The organism is Nitrospira sp. SG-bin1, from assembly GCA_002083365.1.
GTDB lineage: Bacteria > Nitrospirota > Nitrospiria > Nitrospirales > Nitrospiraceae > Nitrospira_D.
Genome location: LVWS01000033.1, coordinates 78,665 through 90,571, shown reverse-complemented (window position 1 = coordinate 90,571; position 11,907 = coordinate 78,665). Strand labels below are relative to the sequence as shown.

Here is an 11,907-nt window from a genome sequence, read left to right as displayed (position 1 = left end):
TCCTCAGTGATTCTCCGTTTCCTTGTTTAACAATCCCGTCACGGACTCGGCGATCTCGCGCTCTTCATCCGTGTGCATGACGCGCACGGTCACAGAACATCCCTCTTGGGAAATCACCGGCTCATTCGCTTCATTGCGCGCGTGATCGATCACGACTCCAAGAAAATCCAACTCAGTGCAGATCCGCGATCGAAGCACCGGAGAACGCTCTCCAATTCCCGCACTGAAGACCACCGTGTCCAGTCCGCCCATTGCCGCGGCCAAGGCCCCGATCGCTTTTCGAGCCTGGTAGCAGAACAACTCGATCGCCTGAGCAGCCTGTGGATCACGGGCTTCATGATCGAGTAGATCGCGCATGTCCGAACTGATCTCGGAGACACCGAGCAACCCCGATTCCGTATTGACCATCCGGTGGAACCGCTCCACGGTCATCCCTTCAGCTCGCGCCAGATACGAGATCAGGCCCGGATCAAGGTCTCCGGATCGGCGGCTCATCGGCAGGCCGGAAGCGGGGGTAAAACTCATTGTTGTGTCGATCGCCTGTCCATTCTTGACCGCCGCCATGCTGGCACCGTTTCCAAGATGGGCCAGAATAACGCGGCCTCGATATTCCTGCGGCGCACCGACACGTTCCAACTCCTTCATCAAATAAGCGTACGACAATCCGTGAAACCCGTACCGTTGAACTCCGGCAGAATAATATCGCCTTGGGATGGCCAAGAGACGCGCAACGGCAGGCATTCTCTGATGAAACGCCGTGTCGAAACAGGCGACCTGCGGGAGATGGGGATACCGCCGCGCAAACCCCGTGATCAATTCGATCTCAGCCGGGAGATGTTCCGGATCAGAGGGACTCAGCCGTCGCAGCTCCTCCATGATCATCGGTGTCACCAGTTGCGACTCACGGTACCGCCGACCGCCGTGCACGACGCGATGTCCGATTGCCCGAAGGGGATGATGCACGAGCATGTCTTTCACGCAAGCCATCAGAGGCTCGATGCAGGCGACATGATCCGACACCTCGATCGTCTGACGTTCAACGGTGCCGACTCTCGCATCCCTCCACGTGAACATCCCGTCCGGCGATCCGATGCGGTCGAACGAGCCCGCTACGCCACGAGCGGGGGGGTTACCGGCCTGAAAGAGCGCAAATTTCAGCGTGGAGGATCCTCCGTTGACGGTCAAGATCGATCCGGTACCGGTTACCGAAGTGGCCTCTATCATGATTGTCGAAATTTCAGCTTCGCCATCCGCGCGTCACATCATCTCTGTCGGACATACTCGCCGACCAGTCGATAGGCATTGTGCAGATACTGCGCCATCATCCGATGGGTGTTGAAGAACCCGCCGTTCAAGGCGATCGCATGGCGCATGATCTCGATAAACCGCTCACGATCCCGGTAGAAACAGGGTAACACTTTCTGTTCCAGCTTATCGTACAGCGCGGATGCATCGCGACTATCCACGCCCTCGCTTGATTCAAGGCTCGCCTTGATCCGACCACCGATCGACCAGCCGGTCACGTCTTCCACATGGCCTTCGATCCACCACCCATCGAGAATGCTCAGGCTTGGAACTCCATTGACCGCCGCCTTCATTCCGCTGGTCCCGGATGCCTCCATGGGAGGGAGCGGCGTATTGAGCCACACGTCTACACCGGCACAGAATAGCTTGGCCAGCGTCATATCGTAATTCGAGAGGTACGCGATCCGGACCTTGCCCTGGAGAAGATCGCGGAACTTGTGGATTCCGTGGATCAGTTGTTTCCCCTCTTGGTCGCGCGGATGCGCTTTGCCGCCAAAGACGATTTGAATCGGGCCGAGCTGCCCCGCAATCTTGCTCAGCCGCTCGACGTCGTGAAAAATCAAGGTCCCTCGTTTGTACGCTGTGGCCCGTCTGGCAAATCCGATCGTCAAGACGTCCCGATCAAAGCCCACATTCGTCACACGATTGACATAGTCGACGAGCGCCCGTTTCGCCTCCATATGCGCATCCCAAATTCTTTGACCGGGAATGCTGATGGCGTACCGAAGCGAGAGCTGATCATGTCGCCAGTCCGGAAGATGCCGATCATAGAGCGCCTGAAATGAAGACGCGGCCCATGTCACCGCATGGACGCCGTTCGTGATCGAGTGAATCGGATAGTCCGGGAAGAGACTATGAGACACCTCGCCGTGCTTCATCGCCACCCCGTTGACGAACCGTGAACCTCGCAACGCGAGCTGCGTCATGTTCAAACTACGGTCATGACCGCACGCTTGGAGCCAAGCACAGCGTCGGTCGCCCAGCACGCGATGGGCAAGGTCGGGGGGAAATTGATCGTGGCCCGCCGGCACCGGCGTATGGGTCGTAAACACACATTGTTCGCGAACGGTCTCGATGAGATCTGTGGAAACCCCTTGTTCCGGAGAGCGAGACGCCAGTTTTTCCTCCAGCAGGGCCAGCACGAGCAATGCCGCATGTCCTTCGTTCATATGGAACCGGCGAATATGGCTATAGCCTAGCGTCCGCAATAGGCGGTAGCCTCCGAATCCCAGCACCACCTCCTGGCAGAGCCGATAGTAATCGTCGCCGCCGTAGAGCAGGTCGGTCAGAGTTCGGTCCCAGGGCTGATTCTCGGGAAGGTCTGTATCGAGCAGATAGACAGGCAGTTCGCCACCCGATTCACCACGTACCCGAAACTGCCAAGCCGCGACATGCACGGTACGGCCTTCGATTTCAACAGTGACACGCGGTTCCACCGGTTTGCAAAAATCGTTGATCGGCCAGGCCACTGGCTCTTCATGCTGCCAACCCTGCTCATCCAGCCGTTGATAAAAATAGCCTCGGCGGTGCAACAGCGTCACCGCCACCATAGGGATTTCCAGATCGGCGGCCGATCGGACGGTGTCTCCGGCCAGCACGCCAAGACCGCCGGCATAGGTCGGCATGCCCGGATCCAGGCCGATCTCCATCGAAAAATAGGCCACCAGCGCGTCGTCAGACCGGTCTGTCATGATGACAGTACCACATGCTTGATGAGCTTCCGTTCATCGCGCACCTCCGCGAGGAAAGAAATGTTTACGCATATGCTTCGCCCGGGAAAGGCCGGAGGCACTCCGATGAGTTTTTTAAGTCGTATCACAAATACCCTCGTCACGAGTTTGGAAGGGTATGCGCCAGGTTGGGCAGCAATAACTCAGCCCTCGTGAAGATGACCGCATCATGCTCCTCGATGGACGGGACGCAGAAACTTGCTGATCTCCTTGTCCGAGCCGAACCGTCGATATGACAGCGCCAGATCCATTGGCGTCACACGGGCCGCGTGAATTGCCGAATCGCCGTGGCAGATCTTGACTCCAGCGAGCTCTTTCCCGAGTGCGACGAGTTATTCGTACGACTCATCACTCATCAGCGTACGACAACGCTCGACGTTCGTTTAGATCGTCCTGCAGCAACGCCCGATGCCCTCTTTCGGTAACATCGTCTTCCTTCCGCCATTCAGATATCCTCCTACTCCGAATAGAAGCCCGGATGTTGCGCAACCGACGCACGGAGCAGTCTTGCACTAAGCAACCAAAGATCCATGCCGAAAAATACGAGGACCCATCATCCGGCCGACATGGTATTTCATCGGCGATGATAGGATCCCGATCACAAACTCTCTACCCCGACGATCATGGCAAAGGTGCAAGGAAAGAGCCGTTACCACATCTAGTGGTCGCAACATCTGTCAGACCCAGAAAATTCATGGAGGGGTGATGTGGGATAGGAACTTCAGCGTCCGTTGAGTGGAATCTTGCGACAGAAGTCGGTGTGTGTCTGTCGCAGAAAGCGACAATGAGGATTCGTGGACGACAACTCAATCTCGCGCAGGCTTTTCTCGCCAATCAGCGGCCGCCAACGGATCTCCCTGCTTGGCCAACCCATTATCCGACATCGGCCTCGATAAGGCCGTCCGATAAAGTTCTGAGGCAACCGACTGTTTCAAAAATACCCGTTACTTGCAGTCTTAAATGTGCTCCGAACCCACCTCGGTGCGTGCCTACAGATCAGCTGTGCCATCTGCAACATTGACACGACCGATGGAAACATCGTCTCCTCTGGTTCCCGGAAATCGCGGGAGCGTCTCGAAGAGCTCCTTAAGTGTGACGAGTACTCCCCCGACGATCTGGCGAAGTTCCCCTTCCGTATATTGCAGAGGCACCAATCGCCGCCGCTGCCACCCTCGGAGAAAGAATTTCTGCCCAATCCGAGTATAGGACCGCTCACACCCCAGCACAAATTCCCTTCCTTGGTCATCCTCAAGAATGAATCCCTTGACATGCATTGTGGCTTCCCCTCCCCTTCTCTGAGATACAACTACGCGCCTTGCTTCCCTCGCAATGCCACACCCGTCGCCTGTCCTTAATTCATACAGCATCAGGACAGTGTTGGAATGAACTTGGTTGTGGCGACGATTCACCCTCGACCGAATCCATTCCACTGGTTACAAACCGGCCACTTTAAAAATAGGGCAGCTGCCCCATTCATCTCACACGATTCATATCAAACAGCAGTTGCACATTGACTTACGAGATCCGATGCGCATAGATCAGGAGCGTCTGTCGATTCGGCACACCGATCTTATAAAACATAGTGGTCAGACGATGTCGTTCGGTACGATCAGCGAGACACAGCTGATCAGAGATCTCAACCTCCGTCATAAACAGCTTTTTCAACTCTCAGCCCATCGGGTTCATGGCATCCAGGCTGGCCGGAGTTTCTAGTGGGAGTATAGAGCTCTTCAATCACGGCCAACATGACTTTCGGAGGTTGAACCGTGAGGATGACGCCGTCGACGCCGCAGGCAAAGACGTTGTGCAGACATTGCATGTCTTCGACTCCGCTCAACAAGATAATTTTGCTGGTCGGGGCCGATTTCCGAATCTGTCGGATCATGTCGATGGCGCCTTGATCGGTCTCCAGATCGAGCACGAACAGATCGGGGGGTCGCTCGGTCCGTAACGCCTCAGGGACCAATCGAGGAAGCAGGTGTACGGCCGTTCCTACACCCGCTAGTATGCTCTGGAATCCAACATGGATGAGATAGTGGCGACTGATCACTGCGAGGGTAAGCAATGGCAGCATTGGAGCGGTACCTGTCATAGTATCCCCTTGACCAAGTCCGACGGTCGGATAGCCAACAGGGCTAGGGATCCTGCATCACCTCGGTGCTCCCCGCAGGGGTTCTCAATTACTTGAACCCTCTCGAGATGCTTAGTCCCCATGTGACAGTTGAGAAGGCCGCGCATTAACGGCGGATCCCGCGTCTCTACCACAGGCACTAGGCCCGAACCCAGTACGTTCTGTCGACATCCAGCGTCAAGCGTACCCGACCGGTCTGAGCGAGGTAGTCGACCGCCAGAACGACCTGTTCGTCCGTTAGGTCGTGACAGAGCTGCGTCACCTCTTCCAGGAGACAGCGCTTCCTCTGTCGCTGCAACACAGTCAGAACCCGATCAATCTGCGCCTGCTCAACGGTGATGTCCCTGTTCATGCGTCACACCATGTGGCAATGTGAGTGTCACCCTAGGGCAGCGACCACTCCATGTGTACTCTCGCATAACCCAGGTCATGGAACGAAAATTACCTGAGTACCCAGGCGCTCTCCGGCCAAGGGGCCATGTCCGGCTGTCTGTGGGTCCTGCCAATCAACGAGCATGGATCAACTACGGCTGGTCACAGGTAAAGCCGTGTGCGATTGCATAACGCATCAATTCCGCCGTCGTGTGGATGTCCAATTCCTGCATCAGACAGTTCTTATGGAATTGGACCGTCTTCACCGACACGCCCAGCAGGGTAGCAATCTCCTTGGTGCCTTTCGCTTCCCCTATGAGTTGCAAGATTTCACGTTGGCGGGGCGTCAATTCCGCAACAGCCTTCTTGATGTCCGGTATCGCTTTGGCGTTCAGCGCTTGGTCGATCACCGGCTTGGCGATTGAGGGAGTGAGATAGTATTTCCCCTGTAAGACAGCCTCGATGGCCTGGGGCAGCTCGGACACGGCCGACTGTTTCAGCAGGAACCCGTGCGCGCCCGCCTTGAATGCTTCCGTGGCATAGCGGGGGCTCGCATGCATCGTCAGAAAGAGCAGTTTCGTCCCTGGCAGGGTTTTCTTGAGCTGCCGGGCGGCCTCCAGGCCGTTCAACAGGGGCATGGAGATATCGAGGAGAATGAGCTCCGGTTTGAGCCGACCAGCCGCGTCGAGTAAGGCCCGGCCATCCTCCACGGTTCCCACGACCTCACAGTGGTCTTCTATCAGCTTGCGCACCCCGGCCACGAGGATGGAATGGTCGTCGGCCATCAGCACGCGCGGCTTGCATACCCGATTCATGTACCTGCGCCTCCATTCATTGGGCCCTCACACCGGTCAAGGGGCAGCCAGGCATGGACTTCTGTGCCGTAACCCGGTTTCGCTTTGATACGGAACGTGCCTTGGAGCGCCCCGACTCGTTCTTGGAGGCTGATGAGACCCAGGCCCTTCCGTCCCCGTGACACCTCCTGCATGACGTCAAATCCCCGCCCGTCGTCATAAATACACAACCCCACCCCTCGCCTCGTGCCCAAGAGCCTAACCAGAACATGGCTCGCGTTGGCATGTTTGCGGACGTTCTGAAGACTTTCCTGCAACACCCGATAGAGACAGGTGGCTCGTATGAGGGAAAGGACGGCTGGTAGGTTGCGCACCACGACTTGCGTCTTCAAACGCGTTCTTCCCTCGAATTCCTCCGCGTGCTCCTGGACCGCAGCTTCCAATCCGACATGTTCGAGCAGGGAGGGGTGCAACTGATGCGCCAGACGCTGGAGATCCGTTGCAATCTGCTCGACCATCTTGCCAGCGCGGTGAACGCGAGCGACCAATAAGGCCTCGGACCCTGGCGGAATTGGGCGAACGCTCTGCAGATCAATCGCCACCGCGGCAATCCGCTGCGTCATATCGTCGTGCAGATCCTGCGCAAGTCTCCGCCGTTCGGTTTCTTGAGCCATGAGCAGCTTCGCGGCCAGGTCTTCCTGCCTGGCTCGCTGCCGGCGCAGTTCTTCTTCGTCCCATTTGCGCTGAGTGATGTCCTCCGTAAAAATGACGATGCCGCCTACTTGACCGTCGTTCACTCGCCAAGGTCGCACTTCCCAGTGAAGCCACTGCTCGGCACCGGTCGCTCGCACGAATCGATCCGCTTCTACCCGCACAATGTCGCCGGCCAATCCACGCCGATGCATCTCTTTCCACCGTTCAGGAATTTCGGGGAACACTTCGTAGTACGACCGTCCGATCACATCTCTTGGGGTCCCATAATCGGTCATCCACCGCCGGCTCAGGGCGAGATAGCGCATGTCACGGTCGAACATGGCAAGTGCCACTGGCGCATAGTCGATGAAGAGGCGCAACCGTTCCTCGCTCTCATCCCTGGCCTGTTGCATCACGGCAATCTGTTGTGCCGATCGCTTTTGAATAACCAAGAGGCCAGCGACGACGAGCAGCAATGCCGAAGCAATGGCCCGGTCTGCAGCAGCTGCGATGGTGAACTCACCTGGGGAAATGGCGATCCCCAGCATTGTCAAAAGGAGGGAACAGCCAGTGATCACGGTAGTGATTCTCGAGTCCGGCACTAACCAAGTGAGGAATATCGGGATCACATACAGCATCGGCACTGCGATGCCGACGGGGGTGAACAAATCGAGAACGAAGATCGCTGCTGCTGCAGTTGCTGCAATGATCCAACCGCCTGAGGATGGGTTCACCAATTCAGCCTTTCATCGGGCAGGATGATCCGACCACGGACCACAATGAACTCTTGGCTCACTTAGGACAGGCAGAAGAACCAGTTTCTTTGTGCTGTCTTATCCCAAAAGTCCCTACGTGGTGGTGGAGGTGTTCGATTCTAAATTTCTGTGTACGGACCTAGCAAGGGCGCGGCGACCTCAATCCTTTCGAAAGTGTCCAACCTGGTACGTTATCATAGACAACCTAGTCGAATGCCTAGGTGTTCAATGTGGTCTTCCGGTGCTTGTGGCGGCACCCTCGAACTGCTATGTGACCGCCGCCTGCGACTTGTCGGCCTCTTGCGCCAGCGTTCCAGATTGGTGATGCCAGTCTCTCTCATGACCGTTTCAATCGCTTCCCCTTTTCCACTCATACAAGCACGGACAACTCAATTGTTTTCGCTTCGATTTTTATCTTTTCCGCGGATGTGTTCCGACTCGGCACAGCCATGGCTTAGGCTACCCGGCACACCTTCGAGGAAGATGACCGGTCGGTGCTTTCGTCCCCGTTGGACTTCAGCTGGAAAGAATCGCGCTGTATGAGGACCCAAGGGCATGATTGTCCACAATGTCATGGTTTGCTTGAGGAGGCCTATTCCGATGTGTGGAGAGTCCGGGCGATACGGAACAGGACGTGATCGGATGAGGCTGCGTGAGTTGCAGAGAATATGTGCCGGACCGGATGGTCCTGCTGAATCGCGGGACACGGAAGGGAATTCCTGCCTACGTCGTGCTCTGTCGCTACCTGGGACAGCTTGTCGCACCAACAGAACGATGGATCGCGCCTTCACCTATAGTGAACGGATTAGAGGCCTATTCCTGTCCTGCTTAGGGAGTTACGGATATGCTTGAGACTACCGAGTCTTGTATCGCTCACTCGCCGTTCCGTCGTCCGACCTGCCTGAATCGTGACGCCAAGGTCGTTCCCATCGCCATTCCACAGTGATCATGACAGACCGGTCATCGTCAGTCTCGACGCACCGAGATGCGATGGAGTTAGGGCAAGGGTCCGGGCACGTCCGGCCGGGGGTCCGGAAGGAAACCGTGGCGGTTCGGCATGGAGATGCCGGGCAACGACTGAGCATTGAGAACGAAGTCCTCGGCAATGATGCCGTTTCGGTACAGCACCCAGGCGACGATCGAGTAGATTTCGTTCGGCAAGAGGCTTTGTGGCGCAGGAAACGGCATGGCGCGATGCACATAATCATACAGCGTTGTGGCATAGGGCCAGTAACTGCCGACGGTCTTGATCGGTTGTTGACTCGCCAACGAGCCTACCCCACCGACCAAGCGATCCATCGGGCCTTCCTGCCCCGTCGGTCCATGGCAGGCCGCACAGCGTGCGGCGAAGACGGCGGCACCTTCCTTGGCGGTCCCTCGACCGGGCGGCAAACCCTCGCCGGTCGGTGCCACATCGATGTTCCATGCTTGGATTTCCTGTTCCGTGGCGGGCCGCCCTAATCCGTAGCTGTGCGCCAGTTCCTGTCGCTCGAATTTGTCGCCGGCCCATGGAGTGTCCAGGCCAACGCTCAGGATGGTGGTGAGTGCCACGGTCAGGAGGTTACGGATGCACATTGCTCACCAGCCCGTCCGCGGCAATACGCCAACTTTGGATCGCATTGTAATGGTAGACGGAGTTTACTCCGCGTACTGCTACCAAGGCAGCACGATCAGGCTGCACGTAGCCTGTTTCATCGATACAGCGGCTTTGCAGAATCACGTCCTCTCCATTCCAACGCCAGGGCACATGGAACCTTGTATGGCACTTGGGCAATACAGGATCTTGTAATGCCGCTTGCCGCCACGATCTTCCTCCGTCCATGGACACCTCAACTTCGGTGATGCGGCCCCTGCCGCTCCAGGCCAAGCCGCGAATCTCCAGAAATCCCGGTTGTATTTGTTGTCCGCCCGAGGGAGAAGTGATGACCGATTTCGCCTCCATGACCATGGTGAATTGGCGGGCCTTGCCATCCGGCATCAAGTCCGTATATTGCGAGGTTTCTTCGCGGGTCATAAACGGTGCCCTGCCAAGTTTCAGCCGTCGCAACCATTTGATGCAGGTGTTGCCTTCCCAGCCTGGGATGACAAGGCGCAGCGGGTAGCCCTGTTCCGGTCGCAGCGGTTCGCCGTTCTGGGCATAGCAGAGCATCGCCTCGTCCAGCATGGATGCCAGTGGAAGGCTGCGGGTCATGGCAGCCGCATCGCTCCCTTCGGCCAACATCCAGGAGGCCTGGGGATTCACACCGACTTCCTGCAGCAGGGTCTTCAAGGCTACGCCGGTCCATTCACTGGTGCTCGTCAGGCCATGGGTGTCCTGCACGGTCTTTCCCGTCGGTCCTTTCCATTCGATCGCTGAATTGCCGGAACATTCGATGAAGGCCAGGCGTGAGACGGCAGGGAACCGCTTCAGGTCGTCCAGAGTGAAGGTCCACGGTTGGTCCACTAACCCGTGAACGAGGAGCCGGTGCTGCGCCGGATGGATCGTCGGCACCCCGTTATGATGTCGTTCGAAGTGCAACGCGGAGGGAGTCAGAATCCCATGAGAGTCTTGAAGCGGTGTCAGCGAAGCCCACCAAGCACGAGAAACACGGCCGGCTGTTTCAAAGCTCGATCGTTGTCCGTACGGCGTGGCCGCTTTGCCTGGCACTCTCGTGGGATCGGCCGGGAGACCGTCGGTGGCCGGTTCGGCGGACGATCGCGTCGATCCCATGACCATCGAGCCCACCAGGCCGACCGTTCCCGCCAGGAGGCTTCGCCGATTCAAAAGGGCGGCTCCTTCAGCTTCAGAACGGACACCATCCCCGGTTGTCTCATTCGTTTCGAGGCGATTTGTCATACCGTCCTCCTTCATGAGACGGCTGCAACGTCACACGGTCTCGCGAAGCTGACCGCAGTTCCCGGCTCTTCTCATTCGTTCAGGAAACTATCATGGGACCAACTGGTGGCCGAAATCAAACAGTCGCAATGGCCTGTTCAAACATACTTTCATCCTCGTCACCGGACGCTTACCCGAACTGCTTCCGGAACCGCCACAGGCCGAAACCGAACATGGCCGCCCCAAGCGCCGTCATCGCAAGCACGGAATCCCAGAGAATATTCAGGCCGGCGCCTTTCAGCAGAATGCCGTTCGCGATATCGATGAAATAACGCAGCGGCGACAGCCCCATCAGATAGCGAACCCAGGTCGGCATGGCCTCCATGGGCGCCGTGATACCCGACAGCATCAACATCGGAGCGGCCACCAGCAGCGTCATCATCCCCACCTGACCCTGATTCCGCGCGAGCGTTGCGCCGGCCAGCCCCATGCAGGCCGTGGTGACGACGAACAGAGCCGTGAGGGTAAAAAAAAGCCAGACGCTTCCTTTAATTGGCACTCCGAAAACCGGCTGCATGATGCCGAACAGACCGACCGCCGTCGCGCCGAGAATCACCACCGTCATCGCGAGAGCCTTGGAGGCCATGATCTGAAACGGCGACAACGGTGAGACTAACAGTTGTTCCACCGTACCCCGCTCTTTCTCCCGCACCAGGGCCGCCGCGGGAAGCAGCAGCGCGAAGATCGTAATTTGACGGAGGAGGTGAGAGATGCACTCGAACCAGGCCTCATTCTGGTCCGGGTTGTACCAGACGCGATGATCGCTCACGATGAGCGGCAGGTCTTGCGACGATTCCGCGGAACTCTCTGTCCTTTCGACCGCGATTTTCTGACCGAACCGCGCAACGATCCGTGCGGCATAGCTTGCGGCAGAGAGCCCGTTTGGCGAGTTAGTCGTGTCAACCAGCAGTTGCACGGCTGTGGGTTCCCCCGTGGCGAGTTGCTCGTGAAACCTCGGGGGAATCTCCAAAAACGCAATGGCGGTCCCCCGATCCAGCTGGCGGAGGCCTTCCCCTGAATCGAGGACTTCGCCATGCAGTCGGAAAAAGGGAGCTTGGAACCGATACATGAGCTCACGCGAGGAGACACTGTGATCGGCATCATGAACCAGCAGGCCGGCATCGTGCAGTTGCGATCGGATGCCGTTACCCGTGATGTAGACCGCCAGAGTGAAGGAATAGACGAGGAAGGCAATGATCGGGACGTCGCGAAACAACTGGAGCATCTCCTTTCGAGTCATGACGAACAGACG

12 protein-coding genes are annotated in these 11,907 nt (G+C 57.5%); 2 read left to right on the top strand and 10 right to left on the bottom strand.

Annotation, left to right across the window (positions count from 1 at the left end):
- Positions 1–3 precede the first annotated feature (3 nt).
- Together A4E19_04810 and A4E19_04805 are read right to left on the bottom strand one after the other, a co-directional pair.
- Positions 4–1,224 (bottom strand): acetate kinase, encoded by a 1,221-nt coding sequence (locus tag A4E19_04810; GenBank protein ID OQW32685.1) that lies wholly within the window; start codon positions 1,222–1,224, stop codon positions 4–6.
- Between the two features lie 38 nt (positions 1,225–1,262).
- Positions 1,263–2,996 carry an alpha-glucan phosphorylase gene (locus tag A4E19_04805; GenBank protein ID OQW32684.1) on the bottom strand — a complete coding sequence of 578 codons (1,734 nt, stop codon included), beginning with the start codon at positions 2,994–2,996 and terminating at the stop codon, positions 1,263–1,265.
- Positions 2,997–3,010: 14 nt separating this feature from the next.
- Here A4E19_04805 and A4E19_04800 point away from each other — a divergent pair, with 14 nt between their 5' ends.
- On the top strand, positions 3,011–3,271 hold the full coding sequence (locus A4E19_04800; GenBank protein ID OQW32683.1) for a hypothetical protein: 261 nt from the start codon (positions 3,011–3,013) through the stop codon (positions 3,269–3,271).
- Between the two features lie 753 nt (positions 3,272–4,024).
- On the opposite strand, the gene A4E19_04795 is transcribed toward A4E19_04800, so the two are convergent.
- The 5 genes from A4E19_04795 to A4E19_04775 all read right to left on the bottom strand — a co-directional run bounded on the left by A4E19_04795 (position 4,025) and on the right by A4E19_04775 (position 7,573).
- Positions 4,025–4,309 (bottom strand): hypothetical protein, encoded by a 285-nt coding sequence (locus tag A4E19_04795; protein OQW32682.1) that lies wholly within the window; start codon positions 4,307–4,309, stop codon positions 4,025–4,027.
- A gap of 362 nt (positions 4,310–4,671) precedes the next feature.
- Complete coding sequence (locus A4E19_04790) at positions 4,672–5,109, bottom strand: hypothetical protein (protein OQW32681.1); 438 nt, start codon at positions 5,107–5,109, stop codon at positions 4,672–4,674.
- A gap of 196 nt (positions 5,110–5,305) precedes the next feature.
- On the bottom strand, positions 5,306–5,518 hold the full coding sequence (locus tag A4E19_04785) for a hypothetical protein (protein ID OQW32680.1): 213 nt from the start codon (positions 5,516–5,518) through the stop codon (positions 5,306–5,308).
- Between the two features lie 172 nt (positions 5,519–5,690).
- Positions 5,691–6,353, bottom strand: a complete 663-nt coding sequence (locus A4E19_04780; protein ID OQW32679.1) for a DNA-binding response regulator — start codon at positions 6,351–6,353, stop codon at positions 5,691–5,693.
- Positions 6,350–7,573 carry a hypothetical protein gene (locus A4E19_04775; protein OQW32678.1) on the bottom strand — a complete coding sequence of 408 codons (1,224 nt, stop codon included), beginning with the start codon at positions 7,571–7,573 and terminating at the stop codon, positions 6,350–6,352. Before A4E19_04775 ends, A4E19_04780 begins: the two co-directional genes overlap by 4 nt.
- A 22-nt stretch (positions 7,574–7,595) precedes the next feature.
- On the opposite strand from A4E19_04775, the gene A4E19_04770 reads away from it, so the two are divergent.
- Positions 7,596–7,787: a hypothetical protein gene (locus A4E19_04770; GenBank protein ID OQW32677.1), complete on the top strand. Its 192-nt coding sequence runs from the start codon at positions 7,596–7,598 to the stop codon at positions 7,785–7,787.
- A gap of 989 nt (positions 7,788–8,776) precedes the next feature.
- Here the strand turns inward: A4E19_04770 and A4E19_04765 are convergent.
- The 3 genes from A4E19_04765 to A4E19_04755 all read right to left on the bottom strand — a co-directional run bounded on the left by A4E19_04765 (position 8,777) and on the right by A4E19_04755 (position 11,895).
- Positions 8,777–9,259 (bottom strand): cytochrome C, encoded by a 483-nt coding sequence (locus A4E19_04765; GenBank protein ID OQW33175.1) that lies wholly within the window; start codon positions 9,257–9,259, stop codon positions 8,777–8,779.
- Positions 9,260–9,341: 82 nt separating this feature from the next.
- Positions 9,342–10,544 carry a sulfite dehydrogenase gene (locus tag A4E19_04760; GenBank protein OQW33174.1) on the bottom strand — a complete coding sequence of 401 codons (1,203 nt, stop codon included), beginning with the start codon at positions 10,542–10,544 and terminating at the stop codon, positions 9,342–9,344.
- Between the two features lie 241 nt (positions 10,545–10,785).
- On the bottom strand, positions 10,786–11,895 hold the full coding sequence (locus tag A4E19_04755) for an ABC transporter (GenBank protein ID OQW33173.1): 1,110 nt from the start codon (positions 11,893–11,895) through the stop codon (positions 10,786–10,788).
- Positions 11,896–11,907 lie beyond the last annotated feature (12 nt).